This is a genomic window from Aeromonas sp. ASNIH5, assembly GCF_002902865.1.
Taxonomy (GTDB): domain Bacteria; phylum Pseudomonadota; class Gammaproteobacteria; order Enterobacterales; family Aeromonadaceae; genus Aeromonas; species Aeromonas caviae.
In genome coordinates this window covers 4,071,634-4,091,874 of record NZ_CP026122.1, presented here as the reverse complement: position 1 = coordinate 4,091,874, position 20,241 = coordinate 4,071,634, and the positions used below count along the sequence as shown (strand labels likewise).

The 20,241-nt window shown below is 59.7% G+C and carries 29 protein-coding genes; 15 read left to right on the top strand and 14 right to left on the bottom strand.

The window, feature by feature from the left end:
* The first annotated feature begins 10 nt into the window (after positions 1–10).
* The 3 genes from C2U30_RS22695 to C2U30_RS19330 all read left to right on the top strand — a co-directional run bounded on the left by C2U30_RS22695 (position 11) and on the right by C2U30_RS19330 (position 1,298).
* Entirely contained in the window at positions 11–148 is a 138-nt protein-coding gene (locus tag C2U30_RS22695) for a hypothetical protein (RefSeq protein WP_158654928.1), read from the top strand.
* Positions 149–459: 311 nt separating this feature from the next.
* Positions 460–819 carry a helix-turn-helix domain-containing protein gene (locus C2U30_RS19335; protein ID WP_103244326.1) on the top strand — a complete coding sequence of 120 codons (360 nt, stop codon included), beginning with the start codon at positions 460–462 and terminating at the stop codon, positions 817–819.
* Positions 816–1,298, top strand: coding sequence for an ImmA/IrrE family metallo-endopeptidase (locus tag C2U30_RS19330; protein ID WP_103244325.1), 483 nt, complete (start codon positions 816–818; stop codon positions 1,296–1,298). Before C2U30_RS19335 ends, C2U30_RS19330 begins: the two co-directional genes overlap by 4 nt.
* A gap of 421 nt (positions 1,299–1,719) precedes the next feature.
* Here C2U30_RS19330 and C2U30_RS19325 read toward each other — a convergent pair whose 3' ends face one another.
* The 13 genes from C2U30_RS19325 to C2U30_RS19260 all read right to left on the bottom strand — a co-directional run bounded on the left by C2U30_RS19325 (position 1,720) and on the right by C2U30_RS19260 (position 8,810).
* Complete coding sequence (locus C2U30_RS19325) at positions 1,720–2,529, bottom strand: BRO-N domain-containing protein (RefSeq protein WP_103244324.1); 810 nt, start codon at positions 2,527–2,529, stop codon at positions 1,720–1,722.
* Positions 2,530–2,632: 103 nt separating this feature from the next.
* Positions 2,633–3,022 (bottom strand): DUF4406 domain-containing protein, encoded by a 390-nt coding sequence (locus C2U30_RS19320; protein ID WP_103244323.1) that lies wholly within the window; start codon positions 3,020–3,022, stop codon positions 2,633–2,635.
* Positions 3,012–3,317 (bottom strand): hypothetical protein, encoded by a 306-nt coding sequence (locus tag C2U30_RS19315; protein WP_103244322.1) that lies wholly within the window; start codon positions 3,315–3,317, stop codon positions 3,012–3,014. Before C2U30_RS19315 ends, C2U30_RS19320 begins: the two co-directional genes overlap by 11 nt.
* Complete coding sequence (locus tag C2U30_RS19310) at positions 3,310–3,519, bottom strand: hypothetical protein (RefSeq protein WP_042016738.1); 210 nt, start codon at positions 3,517–3,519, stop codon at positions 3,310–3,312. Before C2U30_RS19310 ends, C2U30_RS19315 begins: the two co-directional genes overlap by 8 nt.
* A complete protein-coding gene (locus C2U30_RS19305) occupies positions 3,516–3,746 on the bottom strand; it encodes a hypothetical protein (RefSeq protein ID WP_233720974.1) in 231 nt (76 codons plus the stop codon). Before C2U30_RS19305 ends, C2U30_RS19310 begins: the two co-directional genes overlap by 4 nt.
* Positions 3,743–3,925 (bottom strand): hypothetical protein, encoded by a 183-nt coding sequence (locus tag C2U30_RS19300; protein WP_158654927.1) that lies wholly within the window; start codon positions 3,923–3,925, stop codon positions 3,743–3,745. Before C2U30_RS19300 ends, C2U30_RS19305 begins: the two co-directional genes overlap by 4 nt.
* Positions 3,926–3,999: 74 nt before the next feature.
* A protein-coding gene (locus tag C2U30_RS19295; RefSeq protein WP_103243716.1) for an IS3 family transposase occupies positions 4,000–5,204 on the bottom strand; the annotation gives its coding sequence in 2 pieces (ribosomal slippage) (positions 4,000–4,886 and positions 4,886–5,204; 1,206 coding nt in all).
* Between the two features lie 44 nt (positions 5,205–5,248).
* Positions 5,249–5,731: a hypothetical protein gene (locus tag C2U30_RS19290; protein ID WP_199767299.1), complete on the bottom strand. Its 483-nt coding sequence runs from the start codon at positions 5,729–5,731 to the stop codon at positions 5,249–5,251.
* Positions 5,728–5,988 (bottom strand): hypothetical protein, encoded by a 261-nt coding sequence (locus tag C2U30_RS19285; protein WP_103244320.1) that lies wholly within the window; start codon positions 5,986–5,988, stop codon positions 5,728–5,730. The genes C2U30_RS19290 and C2U30_RS19285 overlap by 4 nt, the downstream gene beginning before the upstream one ends.
* On the bottom strand, positions 5,988–6,650 hold the full coding sequence (locus tag C2U30_RS19280) for a replication protein P (RefSeq protein ID WP_103244319.1): 663 nt from the start codon (positions 6,648–6,650) through the stop codon (positions 5,988–5,990). Before C2U30_RS19280 ends, C2U30_RS19285 begins: the two co-directional genes overlap by 1 nt.
* Positions 6,650–7,723, bottom strand: coding sequence for a hypothetical protein (locus C2U30_RS22690; RefSeq protein WP_158654926.1), 1,074 nt, complete (start codon positions 7,721–7,723; stop codon positions 6,650–6,652). Before C2U30_RS22690 ends, C2U30_RS19280 begins: the two co-directional genes overlap by 1 nt.
* A 339-nt stretch (positions 7,724–8,062) precedes the next feature.
* On the bottom strand, positions 8,063–8,572 hold the full coding sequence (locus C2U30_RS19265; RefSeq protein WP_103244318.1) for a phage regulatory CII family protein: 510 nt from the start codon (positions 8,570–8,572) through the stop codon (positions 8,063–8,065).
* A 19-nt stretch (positions 8,573–8,591) separates the two neighbouring features.
* Positions 8,592–8,810 (bottom strand): hypothetical protein, encoded by a 219-nt coding sequence (locus C2U30_RS19260; RefSeq protein ID WP_042016734.1) that lies wholly within the window; start codon positions 8,808–8,810, stop codon positions 8,592–8,594.
* A gap of 107 nt (positions 8,811–8,917) precedes the next feature.
* On the opposite strand from C2U30_RS19260, the gene C2U30_RS19255 reads away from it, so the two are divergent.
* Positions 8,918–9,610 carry a LexA family protein gene (locus C2U30_RS19255; RefSeq protein WP_080768057.1) on the top strand — a complete coding sequence of 231 codons (693 nt, stop codon included), beginning with the start codon at positions 8,918–8,920 and terminating at the stop codon, positions 9,608–9,610.
* Positions 9,611–9,628: 18 nt separating this feature from the next.
* Here C2U30_RS19255 and C2U30_RS22825 read toward each other — a convergent pair whose 3' ends face one another.
* Positions 9,629–10,375: a hypothetical protein gene (locus C2U30_RS22825; RefSeq protein WP_197713271.1), complete on the bottom strand. Its 747-nt coding sequence runs from the start codon at positions 10,373–10,375 to the stop codon at positions 9,629–9,631.
* Positions 10,376–11,460: 1,085 nt separating this feature from the next.
* Here C2U30_RS22825 and C2U30_RS19245 point away from each other — a divergent pair.
* The 11 genes from C2U30_RS19245 to ettA all read left to right on the top strand — a co-directional run bounded on the left by C2U30_RS19245 (position 11,461) and on the right by ettA (position 20,185).
* The gene (locus C2U30_RS19245; RefSeq protein ID WP_042016732.1) at positions 11,461–11,664 is read left to right on the top strand and encodes a hypothetical protein; all 204 of its coding nucleotides are present in this window, start codon (positions 11,461–11,463) and stop codon (positions 11,662–11,664) included.
* 37 nt (positions 11,665–11,701) lie between these two features.
* Entirely contained in the window at positions 11,702–13,447 is a 1,746-nt protein-coding gene (locus C2U30_RS19240; RefSeq protein WP_103244317.1) for a phage N-6-adenine-methyltransferase, read from the top strand.
* Entirely contained in the window at positions 13,444–15,255 is a 1,812-nt protein-coding gene (locus C2U30_RS19235; protein ID WP_103244316.1) for a DNA cytosine methyltransferase, read from the top strand. The genes C2U30_RS19240 and C2U30_RS19235 overlap by 4 nt, the downstream gene beginning before the upstream one ends.
* A gap of 90 nt (positions 15,256–15,345) precedes the next feature.
* Entirely contained in the window at positions 15,346–15,540 is a 195-nt protein-coding gene (locus C2U30_RS19230) for a hypothetical protein (protein ID WP_102948874.1), read from the top strand.
* Positions 15,537–15,974, top strand: a complete 438-nt coding sequence (locus C2U30_RS19225; protein ID WP_103244315.1) for a hypothetical protein — start codon at positions 15,537–15,539, stop codon at positions 15,972–15,974. The genes C2U30_RS19230 and C2U30_RS19225 overlap by 4 nt, the downstream gene beginning before the upstream one ends.
* On the top strand, positions 15,950–16,144 hold the full coding sequence (locus tag C2U30_RS19220) for a hypothetical protein (protein WP_102948876.1): 195 nt from the start codon (positions 15,950–15,952) through the stop codon (positions 16,142–16,144). Before C2U30_RS19225 ends, C2U30_RS19220 begins: the two co-directional genes overlap by 25 nt.
* Before the next feature lie 55 nt (positions 16,145–16,199).
* Complete coding sequence (locus C2U30_RS19215; RefSeq protein ID WP_103244314.1) at positions 16,200–16,457, top strand: hypothetical protein; 258 nt, start codon at positions 16,200–16,202, stop codon at positions 16,455–16,457.
* Positions 16,457–16,930 (top strand): single-stranded DNA-binding protein, encoded by a 474-nt coding sequence (gene ssb, locus C2U30_RS19210; protein ID WP_103244313.1) that lies wholly within the window; start codon positions 16,457–16,459, stop codon positions 16,928–16,930. The genes C2U30_RS19215 and ssb overlap by 1 nt, the downstream gene beginning before the upstream one ends.
* Before the next feature lie 60 nt (positions 16,931–16,990).
* On the top strand, positions 16,991–17,206 hold the full coding sequence (gene xisR, locus C2U30_RS19205; RefSeq protein WP_307773191.1) for an excisionase family protein: 216 nt from the start codon (positions 16,991–16,993) through the stop codon (positions 17,204–17,206).
* Entirely contained in the window at positions 17,182–18,489 is a 1,308-nt protein-coding gene (locus C2U30_RS19200) for a site-specific integrase (protein ID WP_103244312.1), read from the top strand. The genes xisR and C2U30_RS19200 overlap by 25 nt, the downstream gene beginning before the upstream one ends.
* A 28-nt stretch (positions 18,490–18,517) precedes the next feature.
* A complete protein-coding gene (gene ettA, locus C2U30_RS19195) occupies positions 18,518–20,185 on the top strand; it encodes an energy-dependent translational throttle protein EttA (RefSeq protein ID WP_010673216.1) in 1,668 nt (555 codons plus the stop codon).
* Positions 20,186–20,241 lie beyond the last annotated feature (56 nt).

Below are 20,241 nucleotides of genomic sequence, written 5' to 3'. Positions count from 1 at the left end.
AGGAGAGGACATGAATCAAATGAAAAAGTACTTCATTGAGGTGATTTGGCCAGTAATGAAGAAACACATCATTAGCTTTGCCAGCGCACTACTGGGAGCAATCTTGAAAGACGCGTTCAGTAGCAAACCATCCACCAGTACCAGTTGAAGAAGCAAGTCCATGCTGAATGTAACGACACCAGCACTGGCTTTAATCCCACAAACTGTCGCCCGGGACACTCGGGCGACACTAGATAGAAAGACCGCCCACAAAAAGCCTCTAAAGAGAATCAAACTCTCCCATCTCTCCCGCCCCTGAATCGCAAGCGTGTAGGGAACCATTGAGTTGTTACAGGCTGATTCCAAGAATTTATTTTATAAAAACGAATCGAAAATTCACCAAGTTGGTTGATTTTCCAGTTTGTGTAGGATAGAGTTCAGGATAGATGTAACCCCCACCACACAACTAAGGAATGCACCATGGCTCTCACTGAGTTCGGCAAAGCCGTCCGCATGGCGAGAATCCAGATTGGAGAAACGCTACTCACAATGGCGAATGCACTGAACGTGTCATCGTCATTTTTGAGCGGGCTTGAAACTGGGAGTAAAAAAGTTTCCAAAGAATGGGTAAGCAAGATCAGCACATATCTGGAAGACAAGGGCTACCCAGTGCCCGAATTGGAAGAACTCGCGGCGGTATCTAACGAATCCGTAGGACTGGAAGGACTCTCTGCTCAGCAAAAGATGCTAGTAGCCGGGTTCGCCAAGTCCCCCTTTACCACAGAGCAACTGGCCCGTTTTGCTGAACTGCTCGAGCAAATGAACAAAGGTGATAAATGAACGACCCTCAGCATTACATGATGCGTGGCAACAGAGTCTTACCCATGTCTTCTCGCAGCATTGAACTCCTCGCAAAAGGCTTTTGCGGGGCAGTTAAAATTGGCAAGAAATACAAACGTTTCGATGTGTTCTTCGAGTCTCTCGTGGAATACAACATCACATTGAACATCGTCGATGATGAACAATGGGCGGAAGATACACATAACCTCACCAGAGGCCATTTCGATCCCGATACAATGACGATCAGTGTTCCTCAGAGCACCTATGAACTTGCTTGCCTACGGGATCAGGATTCGCTCTCCATCATGTTTCATGAATTGGGCCACCTGCTGCTTGGACATAAGCCGATGCTGCACTTCTCTCAGAAACCTCCGGAGGAAATTGAAGATGCAGAGTGGCAGGCAGACCAGTTTGCAGAGCATGTACTCACCCTGCTGGGATTCAACATTCAGCAGCTGAGCTTTGACTTTGCAAAATGAAAAAGCCCTGTAAGAACAGGGCCTTGGATGGAGCTGAGTGTTAGCGCACAAAGCTCCGAAGAAAACGGGGGATAACCCATCCGCTTATCTCAGATTCGCACCCTCAGATTAGCGGTTCTCCTTGAAAATGACAATCCTGTATGGGTTTACAGGATTGACGGCTAATCTGAGGATAATCCTTATGGCCACTGGTATTTGTTCGAAATGCGGTAACCCTTGCTCCATCATCTTCCGTCCCTATTTCACAAAGAACGGAAAGATCATTCGCTCTCGGTCAGGAAGGATGTTCCCGATTCCTGTCTGTGACTGCACGAGTCGCACAGTGTAGCTCATTAAAAAGACCGAATTGGAGACATATCTAAAGGGGCTTAAGCCCCTTTATTGATTCAATACACATTGCTAGTGCAATACTGTACATCGCTCATGCCGCCACCTTCCCCAGCCCGACCTTGGCCAGCAGCTCGGCGAACCGGCTCTGGTACCAGTGCGGCTGCGTCTCGCGCTGGCAGCGCGGATCCACGATGTTCTTGCCGTACAGCAGCCCCTTGGGCGTGATCGCCCAGAACTCCTTCTGCTTATCCGGTGACTTGGTGGAGGGGCGGCGCATCTTGGTCAGCAACCCGTTCGACTCGAGCAGGGCGTTGAAGTAGCGCACCCCCATGCTCACCCCGTGCTGCTTCAGCCCCTCGGTGGCCGAGAAGGTCGGCCGCGAACTGCCATCGGTGGCATCGCTCGGCGCGTCGATGGCGTAGGCTGGCAGCAGGTTAGGCAGACCGTGTTGGCGCTGGATGGTCTGCAGCATGCCCAGCTTGCCGGAGTTACTGACGTTCAGCATGCGGGCCGCGGTCTCAACGAACAGCAGCTCGACCTGTACCGCCTCCATGTTGATGACCGGGGCCTGGCCGATCGCGTACTGCCCCGTCTTGCGAATGCTGGGCAGCACCTCACCGGTGACCCACTGCTTGAACCCCTTGGCCGCGGGCAGCTTGCTGCCGAAGATCAGGGCATAGACCCCGCTCTCGCACAGGAAGCTGACCTCCTGCATCCCGCTGGTCGTGGGGGTGTCGCGTTTCACGACATCCCCCTCGTCCACATGACGCTTCACCGCATCCCTCGGGTTGCTGTAGCCCAGCGCCTTGCACACATCGACGGCACAGAACAGCACGCGCCCGGCTTCATCGATCAGGCGCACCTTGCCAAACTCCATACTGTCAAAACTCAACACCTGCATGTCACTCTCCCGATTGTCATGTCCTTGGCATAGCCCCAAAAGATACTGTGTATTTATACAGCCATCAATCACCGTTTGTTATGTTCTCACGGCGGGATATGACCTACACCATCAACGGCAGATGCTGCCTGACCAGCAATCCCAGGGGGAGCTCCTCGACGTCCAGTTGCAGCAGCACCAGGCCGAAGGCGTGCGCCCGGGTGAACTCCTGCCGCGCCCCCTTGCTCTGCTGCCAGCCGGGCAAAAACGCCACCGCCTCACACTCCATCAGCATCGGGATGGCGATCCGCATATAGGCATCATGCGCCCAGCCATCCGGCAGCACGGCGGGGTTCATCACCCTGGCCCCCTGCCCTTGCAGGTAGGCCTCGGCGGCAAAGAACGCAGGCCGGTTGAACTGTGGCAGGCCCGTCATGGGCCCTGCCACATACACCTTCACCCCGGCCAGGTCGATCAGGCCACGTTCATTCAGTTCTTTCAGTTCAACGGTCATGATGGGCCTCCCCGGCCAGATCGCGATTCGCACGGTTGAGCGCCACCAGCACCACCTTGGTGATCGCCAGCAGCAGTGTGCCCAACCACACCAGCAGCAACAGGATGGCCCGCAGCGGTGCCAGCAGCAGGCGCACCACAGGGCACGGGAACATCACCAACACCCAGCCCGCGAGGATCACCCACACCACCGGCGCCTGCAGCATCTGCCAGCCCATACCCCCCTCATAGGGCACCATGGCCAGCACAAACAGCGCCACGAACAGGTACATCAGCACGAAGAAGGCCTTAGCCATGGCTGGCCTCCTTGGTCTTCGCCGCCAGCTCTGAGAGCTCACGGCACGCCGACACCAGCCGTGGTTCATCCAGTAACGCCGCCTCGTCCTCTTGCACTTCTTCCCGCCATGCCCGCAGCGCTACCCATATCAGCACCAGCAACACGGCCAGCAGCAGCGCCCAGCCGACGATCAACATCCCAAACAGCATGCCTATGTTCATCCCTTCCTCCCCCTCCCGGTGGTGGCTTGATGGGCTGCCTTGTGCATGGCAGTCCCGACGATCTCGCCTATCTCGGTGCTCCAGGCACCAAACCCGATATCGTGGATCACCCACATCCCGATCGACACACAGATTCCGCCCTCTTGCGCCTTCACCAGCTCCTCGATCCCCAACAGCGGCGCTTGCCAATCCCGGGTCGGGGTGTGCTGGGCGTAGTAGTGCATCATGACTGCACCTCTTGCTCGCCAAGCTGCTCATTGAGCTGCCGCACCCGGTAATTCAGCATCTGCATCTCACGCTCTTGCCGGTGGAAGTCATCGTGATAGCGAGCGAGGCGCTGCGCCTTCTGTTCGGCATCACGTAGCCGACGATTCATCACTTCAGGATCGCCAATCCGACTCAACACATGAGCCATCATCTCCAGCTCAAGCCGGTGATTCTTCTGGATTTGACCCCATAGATCCAGACACTTTTTCCCGCTTAGGGTTGTGATACCCGACTGCGCAGAAATTCCCGAGGTGAACGGTATCCCAAGGCGCTGTGCGGGTGGTGTTCGTTATAATGCTCAAACGCGATGGCCAAATTGCCTACCGCTGTTCGGCTATCTGGTTTCGGCATCATCTCGATATAGTCTCGCTTCATCGTCTTCACGAAGCTCTCCGCTATACCGTTGCTCTGTGGGCTTCTCACCGCCGTCGTTCTGGGCTCCAACCCGATTTCTCGTGCAAACGCGCGGGTCTCATGGGCTCGATACGCCGAGCCATTATCAGTCAGCCACTCCACCGGTGATGCCGGCAACGCATCCCCGAAGCGTCGTTCGACAGATCTCAGCATGACATCTTGCACCGTGTCACTGTCGTAACCCCCGGTGCTGGCAGCCCAGTCCAACGCCTCCCTATCGCAGCAGTCCATGGCGAACGTGACTCGTAGTTTTTCACCGTTATCGCAGCGAAACTCGAAGCCATCCGAGCACCAACGTCGATTGCTATCTTTGACGGCAACACGCCCCTTATGTGCCTGCTGGGCCAATGGTGCAGCCGGTTTTCTTTCCAGCAGCAGGCCATGCTCTCTCATGACGCGATATACCCGTTTGGCGTTTACTACAGGCTGTCTTGTTGCCTCTGACTGACGCCGTAACAGCGCCCAGACCCGGCGATAGCCATAGGAGGGAAGTTCTGCCATCGCCTCCATGATACGGCCAAGTAAGGCTGCATCATCACGCTGGCGATGATGACGACCATCTTGCCAACCTGGTTTGCGATGAACACGAACGGATAGCTGCGCACGCGATACATTAAGGGCCTGGCTCACAGCACTTAATCGTCGTCCCCCGGCAACAAGGGCGCATGCGCAATCCATTTTTTTGCTCGACCATACTCCACGGCTTCTTTGAGGATCTCGTTCTCCATGGTCTTCTTCCCGAGCAGACGCTGGAGCTCTCGGATCTGCTTGATGGCAGCAGCCAACTCGGAGGCTGGAACAACATCCTCACCGGCGGTGATCGCCGTGAGAGAGCCTTCCTGGAATTGTTTACGCCATTTGAAAAGCTGGTTGGCGTTGACGTCGTGCAAGCGAGCGACATGAGATACGGTCATTCCGGGCTCAAAGGTCTGCTGCACGATGGAGATCTTTTCCTGCGGAGTCCGGCGTCGACGGCGCTCAGCCCCTGTTAACACTTCGACCATTTTCTCGTTGCGACTAGTACTGAACATAGTTCCAAGACTACCTCTTAAATTAAGAGGGGCGAAGTGTCTGGATCTTCAAGGGGCCAATCTATCTTCTGATGAGCCCAAACCTGCTCTGCCCCCCTTCCGTGCGCCCCCTGAAGCATACAGACATGTCCAGCAAGCAACTTCACATGGCCGCGACTGTTCACCCAGAGCAGCCCCCAGCCACGGGGCAGGTCGTCCAGGGTGATGATGCCTTCAGGACACATGTAGTACCGATAAGTGCCCATCCCCAGCACTTCACCATTGCGGTGCGGCTTCTTGGCATCGGCGAGGAAGTCAGCACGAGAAACCTTCACCTCAACGAGAACAGAACCGCCGTTGCAACCCCAGCGATATCCCCAAGCATCTGCCCGCTCACCACCATAGAGCCCACCCACCTCGATCATGGCGATCTGGCATGCTGGCCCCCTGCTTCCCATGGGGCGCTTGAGCCACGCGCAGGCAATCTCTGATAAGCGAGAGTGAGTCATCTGTTCGCTCATGCCTCTACCCTCACCAGTTCCACCGCCTGGCCCCGGATCCGCGCAGCCTCTGCCCGTGCCTCCTCGGCCCCATCCCACACCAGGTAATAACCGGCGCCGGTGGCGGCATCGGTCTTGCCCAGGGTATCCAGCGAATTCGACACCTCCAGGTGCACCCGCTCCCCCACCCAGCCCCGCACCGGCGGATAGATGACCACCCGGCAGAACTGCGCCTCACGGACATCGCGCTCGACGTTCGCATTGAATTGACTGGCCATCACGCACCTCCCCCGCGTTTGAACAGCGCCTTCAAGCTGGCAACGCCGCGCTGCCCAGCTTGCTGGTAGAACTCGGGGCTGTGGCGGATCTGCTCACGAGTGGGCAACCCCTTCAGCACCTCAGCCTCGATATCCTCCCCGGCCATCACACGGCGCACGACCTGGTCATAGGCTTGAGCGAACACCTTGCGGTACTCGTCAGCGGTCAGCGTCTGGCGTTCGAAGCGGGTAGCTCGAGCGGCAATCACCACGGCCGGGTGGCTCTTACGGTGGCGTACCACATCGGCCAACGCCTGATCGACCGTCGGTAGTCCAAGCGACTCCGGCGTGACCTGGCACCACTTGATGAACATCCCGGTGCTGGGGAAGAACGGGATCTCCTGCTCGCGAGCCACCCGCATGCCCAGCTGCAGCTGCTCGCGACTGGTGCACTCAGCATCCACCAGAGCTCGGGTCCATTCGGCCAGGGCTCGGCGCTGGGCGTCATCGGTCGGGAAAGCATGCTTCCAGGCAGGGAACACGATCTTCAACTGTTCGAACAACATCGACACCATCTGCGAGTCGTGGTCGGTCAAAACCCTCTGCTGTTGCTCTCCGGCATGTGCAGCAAGACCATAACTCGTCATGTCCTCGAGCACTGCGCTCAGTGGTTTCATGCTCATCAGAAGCCCTCCTGCATCCGGCGATTCAGCTCGTCGGCAGTCATGGATTGGGTCAGGTCGGTATGCTGGCCACTGACGGGCCGATGGGTGGGGGCGTTGCGTCTCACCGTCAACGGGGTCCACTGCTGGCGCAGCTTCTGCGGGGACAGCACATTGGTGCACCAGAATGCATCCCGGCTCACCCAGTCATACAGCTCGCAGATATCCCGGTGGCTGCGCTGGTCGAGCTCACGCATCAGGCGGATCACATTGGCCCACTGTGCCCAGTTCGGTTCAAGCGCGGTGGGCGCGATCACTTGCACCCGTTTGAACATCCACTGCGCGGTCGTCAGGTCTTCCGCCGTACCCCAGGCTTTGCCATTGGGCGTCTGGATCGCAGCCCCCGGGATAACCCGGGTCTTGGGCTCGGCAACAGTGGGCTCATCAGAGAGGGGGTCAGCAGTGACAGGCTCATCAGCGATAGGCTGTTCACTCTGCTGGTCGAAAGTCGCGACAGCGAGTTGCGACGAAGAGTCTTTAAGATCTGTCTTTATGTTCTTACTGATATAGTCTTCGGCGTGTTGTTCGGCGGGTAAATCCGCGCCGCCACTTTGCGAACCAGCCTCCAACCCCAGTGCTGGCGCGGCCTCAGAATCCGCGCCATATTCCGCGCAAAATATTTGCGATAATCCGCGCTGATAGGCATCGAAATTGAGCAGGCTCACCACGGTATAGCCCCCCTTGCCACGGGCCCCCACACAGCTGATTGCCCCCTCTGCCCTGAAGAACTCCAGCGCCCGGCGGGCCTGATCTTCCGAGATGCCGCACTCCTGCCCCAGGCTCTTGGCCGAGCACACCAACTGCCCGCGGGAAAGCTGCACCCGCTTGCCGCCAAACACCACGGTGCGCTGCTCATGCGCCACCTCGAGGATCAGGTGAAACATCACCACCTTCTTGGCGACATCCCGGTACCAGGCCGCGTTCTTCATGCTGCGGTAGAACAGGCGAAAACCGGTGCGGGCATTGTCGTCCACGTTGCAACCTCGTTGCGTTGGGGCGGCCACCGGGGCCGCCAGTCTGATCACCTCACCCATGTCCCACCTCCCGTAGATGCTGCATCAGGCAGTCAAGGTGGCGCCTTGCCTGCTCCGGGGAAACGGGGATCTTGATTCCGCCACGGAACCCGCCATAAACCAGGAATGTGCCGCACTGGCTACAAACCAGTCGTGGCAGCATGCTGGGAATGACACTGGGTCGACGCTGACGCGTAAGTGAAGGCCGAGGCAGCTCTGGCCGCTGATGCCCGACCAAAGACATGCTATTGGCACCTTGCTCAAAGGCATTGTTAACCGTATGCTTTTCCATGTTCTCATCCCCAATCGATGACTGAACCATGGCCTCGGCTGTTGACGCAGCGCGGGGCCGCCTTGTATCTACTTGCTGGAAGTCGTCGGCAGTTGCCGCACATTTGCGCCAGTGCTGCTGATCAGCCCCAGCACATGCTCGGCGGCCTGGGTACCGATGCGCTCGATTTGTCCCTGCTCTATCCTGTCGATCACCCCGTCTGCCCGAGCGTCGTGAATGGCCTGCATCAACTTGCCGAACACCGCCTGCGCCAGCAGCACCTGCTCTACCAGGTCGTCATCGCTCACGACCCCCGCTGGTAAGTCCACCAGCACCTTGCCCCGACTGACGGCCCAGGCATCGAGGATGGCGTTATCACCGGTGATCTCGGTGACGGCAACCGCCTCGGCCAGGGTGAGATGGCGGTCGTCGCAATCCGGGTTGAGCTTCTTGCAAAACTCCGCCGGCTTGCGCCCCATCAGCCGCGCCAGTTCGCTGGCGTTGAAGCGATGGCCAATGCCATAAGCCGCCGCCATCACGTCCGATGACCGGAAAACCGCCCTGACTTTTGCCGTGGTGTCATTCCGTTGCTCTGTCATAGTGATCCCTAACGGTTGGTTATAAATGCCCGGTGAATGCTGATACAATCGCCCGCCCTTCGTCGGTCAGAGGCAATTCAGCAAGCTCAGATTGGCTCAAACCTTGCTGCTTGAGCTTGGCCACCCAGGTGCTTGGCACTTTGCCACGCCTGAAGGCGTTGCTTACCCCCTCCGGGGTGATGCCGAGCGCAGCCGCGATGGCACTCTTGGTACCGAATCGAGTTAACAGGGTATGCATGGCGTCCTCTGGCGTTTAACACACACCAAATCATAACTCTTGGTTAGTAAAATTCGCAAGAGGTTAAAGTTAGGCGAAATTGACAAACAATAACTGGACGTTAGGAAATGGATGAGAAACAGACACCAATGGCGCGTTTTGAAGCCGACAAAATTGCATTCTCGCAGCGACTTAATGCCGCTCTCGATGAATTGGGCTGGCCTGCTCGAGGCCGGATAGTTCGACTTAAACGCACGTTGAGGGAAAGCCTGTCTGAAATCTCTGTACGCAAATGGCTCAAAGGTGAGGGGTTGCCTGAAGTAAAGCGCCTGGGAGAGCTCTCGCGCATCACTGGCAAGAGTGTGCAGTGGTTGCTGACAGGCACCGATCCGGGTGACGGCAATATCGAGCCACAGCCGTTCCCTATCTACCAGGTGCCCTTGATTTCGTGGGTTAGTGCCGGGGAGTTCAAGGACTGCGGCGACATCCCGAGTCTGGAAGAGGCAGAAGAGGTCACCATCAGCCCAGTTCGCGTCAGCACTCGGGCCTATGCCGTGCGGGTGAAGGGTGACTCCATGGTCGCGCCCATGGGGGGAAAGTCATACCCTGACGGCACTATCATCATCGTGGATCCAGAAGTGGAACCTGCCCATGGCAAGAAGGTGATAGCCCGCTATGGCAGCGACATGACCTTCAAAGAGCTGGTGATGGATTCCGGTTCCTGGTGGTTAAAACCCCTCAACCCGCAATACCCCCTGCTGCCGGTCAATGAAGACGTGCAGATCTGCGCCGTACTGGTCTGCTCGGTGATGGTCGAGTAACGCCAATCCGCAATCGGGTTATGAATCTGCATCGCGATTTGCAAGCAACTGCCGCTTGAGCAGGTCGAACTCCTGCATGGTGATCTCACCGTGCTCACGCAGCCACACCAGTTTGCCCAGTTCATCTGCCACACTGCCGCCGTGCTCAGGCCTCACCGCCTGAGCGGCGCACTGATGGATCAATCCCTCTACTCGCGCCACCCACACCTCTGCAGACCGTCTGGCCTGCGCCACCGCAGCCGAATCTGCCCTGAACTCCCCGGCCAGCAGGGTGATGCTCAGTAGTTGATAATCGGGCTCCTGGGTGGTGATCAACACCTGCACCAACGACACGGTCCCCGTGCTGGTTTGCTTGGCGCTCAGGCCGCCCAGCAATGCGCCGACACCGCCCATCAACACACCGCCAACCAACGCCCGACCTAGCTGACTGCCGCCCTGCGTCTTGGTGTGCGTGGCGCCGGCCGTCTCCCTGACCTTGACCCCGATCACCTGCGTACCCTGGATGATCTTGCGGGCACGGATATGCCCATCAAAAAAGCGCACCGCCAACCGGTGGCGGACCATGTCTATCCCTATCCCCTCCCAGCCCCCATCAGACCAGGTGTGGTACGTGGCCACAAACGCCTCTTGCTGCTGCTTCACCGCCAACTGATGGGCCAGGTCGGCCCCCACCCCGCCAAGCAGCGTGGACCCGCATTGCGGGCACGGGCTCTCTCCTTCCTCAATCAGCGCATGACACGCTTGGCACTCCATCAACCTGCTCACTCGGCATCCCTCCCTTCAGCACGTCCCAGTTTTGCACCGAATGAGCCTGAATGAAAAAAAACCTAAAAAACCTAACTTTCGGGTATTGACCGAAATCAAACCTGATATATGCTAACCAAAAGTTAGGAATTGAATTCAGTGCGAAAGACGACCCCAGCCGGAGGGCCAGAACAACACTGGCAGCGGTGGCAACAAACCGCTTGGGGACATAACACCGGCAACCGGGCTGACTCACCTCCCCGCTCTCCCTTGGCAAGGCTGGTATGCGTGCCGACCAAGGTGAACGGAAAACACAGTCAGTGACCGGCTGGCAGCTGGAAAGACAGCGTTGTTGAAGTGATAGCGAACGAAGCGAGGGCGGGTCTGACTCCCCAGCCACCACCCGGTGAAAGGCCGGGACACAACCGGGATTGCATTGCAGGTGAGCCTAGGCCCATGGGGTACCGCACGAGAGACCCGGAGACCAATGCAATCCACGGTTGTGGTGAATGGGAAGGTCTTTGCGCCAACCGGCATTCGTAGGGATGCCCCCTAGACCTCGGCCGGTGTCAGACCCGGCCACCACAGCAAACCCGTCAGTTGGGCAAGTCGAAAGACCTCAGCGCTGACGCCGGATAGGGTAACCGGCAACCAACCCACCGCAGGGTTACGCGGTCGCCTGGTCCCGCTGTGAAGCGCCACCCAGGCCCTCGCCGAGAGGCGACAGTTTCGATAGGTAGGTCTGCCCGTGAGGGCGCACCGGTACCGATAGCAAGAACGGCTGACTCACTGTGAAGTGCTCAAGCCACCACCACAGGTGCAACGCATGTGGTTACTACTCCTGATGTTGATCTGGCTGTTCGGGCTGGCAGCTGACCAACTTGCAATACCAGCCGTCACCCACCTGACGGCGCCATCAAGGGCAGCACCACTGCCCATGCTGGCACAGGGCTCCGGGCCCTGACCAATCAGCCCGACATGTTCTCTCCTGGCCCCGGCAACGGGGCCCTTATCCCACAAGCGATAGCGGCCCAACAGCGGGTCACGGCCTCCTATTGCCTGTCGCTTGCGTGATGAGACCAATTTCAGACATAGCGGAGGCAGTCATGCACCCACGCGAGTTCATTGCCAAGCACATCAAGGCAACGCTGGAGAAGGAGGAATTCCCCCCCCATGCGGTCTCGCTAGGGGTGAAAGAAGCCACCTTCTATTTCGACCGGACGCCCAGCTTCGCCAAGGGGAAGGTGTTCGATGAGTGCCTCAAGGCAGCCCGCGCAGTAGCCAGGGTCGCAAAGAAGGCCAAGCCCTGATCCGGGGAGCGGGTCATATCTCAACGAAGAGGCAACGATGAACCACTACGCCCAAGCGCTGGCCGAACTGCAGGCCCAGCCTGACCACGATCTCAAGCAGATTGGCGACCAATGGCAGACCCCCAAGGCGCTGGCCTGGGGCCTGTTCCACCAGTTCGCCCCCACCCTGGGGCCGGTGGTGCTCGACATGTTCGCCGACGACTGCAACGCCCTGGTGTCGAACTACTACGACGCCGAAGACAATGCCCTCACCCAGGAGCTGGCCGCCGACCTGCGCCGCCTCGGTGGTGCCGCCTTCGGCAACCCGCCCTACTCCCGCCCGTGCGCGGATAGCGAGGGCAACCCCATCACCGGAATGGAGGCCATCCTCAACTTCTGCCGTGAGCAACGGGCACAGGGCGCCAAGATCATGCTGCTTATCAAGGCCGCCACCAGCGAGACCTGGTGGCCGGAAGATGCCGACTTCATCCAGTTCATCAGCGGCCGCATCGGCTTTGAGGTGCCTAGCTGGTACGTACCCCGCGACCCGAAGAAAGACAAGCCCAGCGCCAGCGGCTTCGCCTCAGCCGTGGTGATCTTCGACGCCGGCTGGCAGGGCGAGCGCCGCCCTGAAGCGCGTCTGCGCCGTGACGACCTCATCATCACCGGTCAGATCATCCTCGACATGATCCACCGCCAGGCTGTCGCGCTCAACGAAGAGGCCAGCCAGGCCATCGCCAAGGCTGTCACTGCCGAGCCAGCCCAGCCACAAGACCAACCTGCCGTAACCAAACCAACAGCGTGGGAACCGCCAGCGGCCAGCGATGATGCGACCAACACTGCGGCGGCAGACGAACTGGCAACACAGGAGCTGATATCGCCCATCACGGAAAGCACCATGCTGGGCGAACAGGGCTATGCCGATGTCAGCAGCATCATGGGCAAACAGATCGAGTGCAGCGACTTGGGCGAAGAACAGCAGGCCAAGGTCAGGGGTTATGTGCACGGTTGGCTGGACGAGCAGTATCCGCTCTCCGAGATCTTCTATCGGCTCGACCTGGCCGTTGCCAACCTGCTGGCCGGCAAGCCTATCCACCTAGGCTTTGTCACAGAGGATAGTCGTTCCCCCGTCCTGCCCCACTGGCAGCGCCACCCCGCAGTGAAGGGGGTTATCTACCAGATCGACGATGCGGACATCCTGACCCCGGCCAGGACCGCCGAGCTGGCCGCCTGGATCATCGACAACCTGACGGCCTCAGGCGATCTGCTGGCACAGGCCACCGCCAAAGCCGCCGAGCTGTTGGCGCAGAGTGCCGAACCTGTGCAGAGCGAACTGCAGCTCGAGCTGTTGTCTGAGCCAGAACCGGATAGCCACCAGCAAGATGAGGCCCCCAACATCAAGCCGCTGGAAGACTGGGCCTTCGACTACCAGAACGACGAGCTCAATCTGGGTGGCGCCGAGTGGTCGTGCTTCGTCGCCGTGCTGACCGTGCTCTACGGCGCCAAGGAGCACTACACCGCCCGGGAGGTAGCGATCGCCATCTCGGTCAGCGACGAGCAGCTCATGGACGAGTACACCACCCTGGACGAGGAAACCAAGGCGCTGCTGCGCAAGGTTGTCTCAACTCTGAAGCAGGTTGAGGGATACAATTTCACCGAGTCCTTCACCATGCTCGACCTGCACCGCCAGGAGGCTGTCATCGCCTTGCTGAACGCCCTGCATAACGAGCCGACCCTCAGCCCCGTCACGCAAAAGAGTGTGATGATCAACGCCATTACCCGAGTGAATGAGGTGATGGCATGAGCAAATCACTTCGCCGCTCCCGCGCCGTCAGGGCCAAGGTGACCGGGGCCCCGCTCAACCTGGGATCAGCCATCAACGTGGATCTGTTCGCCGGCGGCGGTGGCGCCAGCACGGGGATTGAGCGTGGGCTTGGGTGCCCGGTGCACATCGCCATCAACCACAACCCCAAGGCGCTCTCCATGCACCAGGCAAACCACCCGGAGGCTCTGCATCTGCAAGAGGATATCTGGGCCGTGGACCCGGTTGCTGTGCTGGCAGGGCGCTCGGTCGGTTGGCTGCACGCCAGCCCGGATTGCACCCACCACTCACAGGCCGCCGGCGGTCAGCCGCGCAAGCAGGAGATCCGCAGCCTGGCATGGGTGATCACCAAATGGCTTGCCCTGAGCAAACCTGCCGTGCTTTCCATGGAGAACGTCAAGCAGATGCGCACCTGGGGGCCCCTCATCGCCAAGCGGGACAAGGCCACTGGCCGGGTCATCAAGCTGGTCGAGGTTCAGCGCGGCAAGAAGACCAAGATCGAGCTGCATATCGCCGAGCCCGGAGAACGGGTGCCACGCCAGCAGCAATACCTTGTGCCGGATCCCAAGCGGGCAGGCCAGACTTGGCGCCGCTTTCTGGCCAGCATCGAGCGCATGGGGTATGAGCTTGACCATACCGTGAAGAATGCAGCCGATTACGGTGCGGCCACCAGCCGCCAGCGCCTCTACCTCGTTGCCCGCCGGGACGGGGAACCCGTTTGCTGGCCCGCTCCAACCCATTGCAAGGCCCCGGCACCAGGCAGCCACCTCAAGCCCTATCGGGTAACGGCGGATCACATCGACTGGTCTATCCCCTGCCCCAGCATCTTCCTCACCAAGGAAGAAGCCCGGGCACAGGGGCTGAACGTCAAACGCCCACTGGCCGATGCCACCCTGGAGCGCGTGGCAATCGGGGTGATCCGCGAGGTGCTGACCAATCCCAAGCCCTTCGTCATCGAGCTGGCAAACTGGTCAGGGCGCGGTGTCGATTCGGTTGATGCCCCATTGCGCACTATTACAGGCTGGCCCAAGGGTGGCGCGTTCGCCGTGTGCAACCCGAGTCTGGCCCCTCTGGTGGTGCGCCACTTCGGTAAAGGGGGTGAGCACGGGGTGGATGAACCTGCGGCAGCCATCATGGCCGGCGGCGGTGGCAAGTCCATGCTGGCGGCTCCCTTGATGGTGCAGGCCAATGGCGGGTTCAACACCGTGCCCGCCAGATCCGTGTCTGACCCATGCAGCACCATCACCTCGAGCGGCAGCCAGCAGCAACTGGCCTCAGCCTTCATGGTGCACCTGCGCAGGAACCTGCCACCGAGCACTTCGGAAAGCCAGCTCCCTACCATCGTCTCGGCGGACCAGCACCACGCCCTGGTGCAGACCGTGATGGCGAGCCCGGGTGAGTGCGGCCTGACACCGGAGCAAGAGGCCGGAGCCCTGCGGGTCAGCGCCTTCCTGATGCGCTACTACTCGAGCGGCGGGCAGTGGGGTGCTGTCACCGAGCCGATGCACACCATCACCACCAAGGACCGGCTGGCACTGGTGACCGTGACCTGGTGCGGCAACACCTGGGTGATCGTGGATATCGGCCTGCGCATGCTGGTACCGAAGGAGCTCTATGGCTGCCAGGGCATGCCGCGCCACTACATCCATGACCGCGGCCACGACGGCACCCCGCTCTCCATCACCGATCAGGTGTTGATGGTGGGCAACAGCGTCAGCCCGCCGCCGATGGCGGCCATTGCCAGAGCCAATAACCCGTACAAGCACCTGCAAGCCAGGAGGGCAGCATGACCAAGCAGCAAGCCGCCGGGATCACCATCCTGGTGCTCAACACACTGGCCGCGCTCATTGCGCTGGCTCTGATGTAAGGGGGGACGCAGCATGATCACGGTCACCGATACCAAAGGACAAAAACACCACTTGGCGCTGGACGCCATAGCCAAGGTGAGCGAGGCCTCTCTCAGCTCACGTTGGCATGGGATTCGCTCCTACATCAAGACGTTCGACGGCGATGAGCTGGGTGTGCGGGAGGACGCCCAGCAGGTACTGGCGCAGATCGAGGCGAGAAGCGTATGAGCATCGTACAGGACGTTGCCGAGTGGATTCATGCCCGCACCGGCGGCGCCATCAGTGCCGATGTGGCTGCCGAGTTCTCCCTCACTGTCAGTGAGGCCAGCATCGTGATGGGCCAGATCCACAGGGAGTCTCGCTTCACCACTCGAATTGAACACTTCTGCATGGTTGGGCAAAACGGTCGCGGGCGCCATACCCGCCGCCTCTTCGTTGACATGGTGAAACCGCCGCAGTGGCGCAAGACCCCGGTGATCGGCATCAATGGGGATCAGGTCGTCCGGTTCGACAGTGTCACGGATGCGGAGACCAAGGGCGGTTTTGTCAGGGTCGGCATCACCCGCTGTCTTGCCGGCCAGCAGGAAAAGCACGGCGGGTACCGCTGGCAAATCGATACCACCAAAGGAGCAGGCCAATGCACCGCTACAGCTACACCCTGAATGCGGCCACCGAATTGGGGGCAGCACCGGATCGTCTGACCGGGACCATCGAGGCGCACCACCCGATGACTCACCAGCAGATCCGGCTGGCCGCCATCGACAAGGCCCCGGCCCAGTATCTGAATTTCAACGAACTGGAGTACCAGGAGATTGAATCCCCCCTGAATTGAATGCCCAGCCATGCAGGCCTGGATGTAACGAACCACGACTGTCCGGGAGGACACGATGCATATCAAACTTTACCAGCGCAATTACCGGGATGATCTCAAGCAGGCCATCCAGCAGGAGCATGCCGGCAACCATCAGGATGCGGCCCTCTCCTACAAGAAAGCCCAGCACCACGCCACCAGCGCCAACATGTTGGAAAAGGCCAAGTTCGCGATGGCTCGCCGTATTCACTGCCTCAAGCAGGCAAAGGACCCCCAATGGAGGCAGGTCAACACCAAGTTCCAGCAGCTCTATCAAACCCAGGGGCATAACTGATGGCCAGCCGCGGTATCAACAAGGCCATCCTGATCGGCAACCTCGGCCAGGATCCGGAAGTGCGCTACATGCCCGGCGGGAACGCTGTCACCAGCATCACCTTGGCGACCTCCGACACCTGGCGCGATAAGCAGACCGGCGAGGCCAAGGAGCGCACCGAGTGGCATCGTGTCGTCTTCATGGGAATGTTGGCTGAGGTGGCAGGGAAGCACCTGAAGAAGGGCTCTCAGGTCTATGTGGAGGGCAAACTGCGGACTCGCAAATGGCAGGACCAGAGCGGCCAGGAGCGCTACACCACCGAGGTGCTCGTGGACAGCTTCACAGGGGTGATGCAGATGCTGGGAGGAAGCGGGCAAAACGGAGGAGGGAAACAGCAAGCGGCAGGCAGCCAGCAAAGGCCAACGCCACAGCCGGCGCAATCACCGGCCTACACCGAACCACCGATCGCTTATGACGACGATCTGCCGTTCTAGCGTAACGAAAGACAGTGGCCCCATGGGGCCGCTCTTCTCGCCGTGAGGCGTAAAGGAGACATGAATATGCATCAGAAAGTGGTTGTGATGGAACGCCCCAGCTGGGTTCTGCCTCGAGTTTTGGGAGAGATGTTCGGGTACACTGAGAAGGCCATCAGCGAGAAGCGGAAGAAGGGTCAGCTTATAGAGGGGGTCCACTACAAGTTGGCCCCGGATGGGAAGTATGTCTATCACTGGCGGAGATATGAGGATTGGCTGACCGGAACCAAGAACTGATCGACATCGTTGCTGAAACACCAGGTGTCGAACTGCACGGCAAGAGTCTTCGCATCGACTTCCGATTCCACGGCAAGCGATGCCGGGAAACGCTCAACATGCCGGCCACCAAAGCCAACATCAAGCACGCCTCCCGCAAGCGGGAGGCTATCCTGCATGAAATCGCCATCGGTGTCTTCGACTACGCCAAACACTTCCCAGACAGCAAGAACGCCCACCGGTTCGCCGGCACGACCGCAAGCCGGGACATCTCTCTGGGCGACCTGGTAGAGCACTACCTGAAGATCAAGGATGTGGACATAGGCGATAACGCCCGTGGCCGATATCGCTCAATCCTGGGGATGCTGGCATCTGACCTGGACCACACCCGGGTCGTCAGCACCTTCCGGACCGAAGACCTGCAGCAATGGCGCCGGTACCTGATGACCGAGCCGCGTAACAGAACCAGCAAGCCCTTGGCTCCGAGATCGGTCAACTACTATATGATGGTCGCCGCTGGGCTGTTCAACTTCGCCAAGCAGAACGGCTACACCCATCAGGACCTTTCTTCAGTGCTGACCAAGGTGGAAGTGATCCGGGATAAACCAGACCCATTTGATCAAGATGAGTTTCGTCGCCTGCAGGAGTCTGCCAGGCACGATATGGACGCAATGTGGGTCCAGCTCGCCTGCTGGACAGGCATGCGCACTGGGGAGCTCTGCTCCCTGGCATGGGAGGATGTTGACCTGGAGCGCGGGGAATTGCAGATCCGCCGAAACATCACCCAGGCCCGCAACTTCAAGGTGCCGAAGACAGGTCATGAGCGCACGATTGTGCTCCTCCCACCGGCAATTGAGGCACTCAGACGCATGCGGCCAATGACAGCCATGCGCCAATCCCACAACATCAAGAAGACGCTCCGGGACCGCCGGCAGGTAGATGAAAAGGTCACGTTCGTGTTCAGCCCCGATGTAACCAGCAAGACACCCGGGCTCAGCATCTGCTACACGGCCTTCACCTTGGGTGACAAATGGGACAGGTTGATAAAGAGGGCTGGCATTCGCCGCCGAACCCAATACCATATGCGCCATACATTTGCTTGCTGGATGCTGACCGCTGGCGCCAACCCTGAATGGGTTGCGTCTTACCTTGGGCACGAGGACAGCACCATGGTGCGAACAGTCTATGGCAAATGGATTCCCGAACAAGACCGCGACGAAGCGGACAGGGTTTGGGGCAGGCTTGGGGCCAGCTTTTCAGATTTGGCCCCATTACAGCCCCAAGATTTCAAAGCAACACAATAACAACCTGTAAATTAAAGAGAATTAGCCAATGGCTCAATTTATTTACACCATGAACAGGGTTGGCAAGGTCGTGCCGCCCAAGCGTCATATTCTCAAGAACATCTCCCTCTCCTTCTTCCCGGGGGCCAAAATAGGCGTGCTGGGTCTGAACGGCGCCGGGAAATCGACCCTGCTGCGCATCATGGCGGGTATCGACACCGAGATCGAAGGGGAAGCCCGTCCGCAGCCCGGCATCAAGATCGGCTACCTGCCCCAGGAGCCGAAGCTGGATCCGGAGCAGACCGTACGCGAAGCGGTCGAAGAGGCGGTCGGCGACGTCAAACGCGCCATGGCGCGCCTCGACGAGGTCTATGCAGCCTATGCCGACCCGGATGCGGATTTTGACAAGCTGGCCCGCGAACAGGGCGAGCTGGAAGCCATCATCGCCGCCCAGGGCGGTCACAACATGGAAAACCAGCTGGAGCGCGCGGCCGATGCCCTGCGCCTGCCGGCCTGGGATGCCCAGATCAAGCACCTCTCCGGTGGTGAGCGCCGCCGCGTGGCCCTGTGCCGCCTGCTGCTGGAAAAGCCGGACATGCTGCTGCTGGACGAACCGACCAACCACCTGGATGCGGAATCCGTGGCCTGGCTGGAGCGCTTCCTGCACGACTACGAAGGCACCGTCGTGGCCATCACCCACGACCGCTACTTCCTCGACAACGTGGCGGGCTGGATCCTGGAGCTGGACCGCGGCGAAGGCATCCCCTGGGAGGGCAACTACTCCTCCTGGCTGGAGCAAAAAGATGCCCGTCTGGCCCAGGAAGCGAGTTCCGAAGCCGCCCGTCGCAAGTCCATCGAGAAGGAACTGGAGTGGGTTCGTCAGAACCCGAAAGGCCGTCAGGCCAAATCCAAGGCTCGTATGGCTCGCTTCGAAGAGCTCAACACCAACGACTACCAGAAGCGCAACGAGACCAACGAGCTGTTCATTCCGCCCGGACCGCGCCTGGGCGACAAGGTGGTGGAGGTGGCCAACCTCTGCAAGTCCTATGGCGACCGCCAGCTGATCGACGATCTCTCATTCTCCATTCCGAAGGGTGCCATCGTCGGCATCATCGGTCCGAACGGTGCCGGTAAATCGACCCTGTTCCGCATGATGTCGGGTCAGGAGCAGCCGGATTCCGGCTCCATCACCCTGGGTGACACCGTGGTGCTGGCCTCCGTGGATCAGTTCCGCGACAGCATGAACGACAAGAAGACGGTGTTCGAGGAAGTCGCCGACGGCCAGGACATCCTGCGCATCGGCAACTACGAGTTCCCGAGCCGCGCCTACATCGGCCGCTTCAACTTCAAGGGTTCCGACCAGCAGAAGCGGGTCGGCGAGCTCTCCGGTGGTGAACGTGGCCGTCTGCACCTGGCCAAGCTGCTGCAGACCGGCGGCAACGTGCTGCTGCTGGATGAACCGACCAACGATCTGGACATCGAAACCCTGCGCGCCCTCGAGAACGCCCTGCTGGAGTTCCCGGGTTGCGCCATGGTCATCTCCCACGACCGCTGGTTCCTCGACCGCATCGCCACCCACATCCTGGACTACCAGGACGAGGGCAAGATCGAATTCTTTGAAGGCAACTTCACCGAATACGAAGAGTGGAAGAAGAAGACCTACGGTGCCGAGGCTATCCAGCCGCGCCGCGCCAAGTACAAGCGCATTGCCAAGTAAGGCGAGGCAACAGCTGCGCCGCCAGGTATGACGTCACAAGGGGAGCCGGGGCTCCC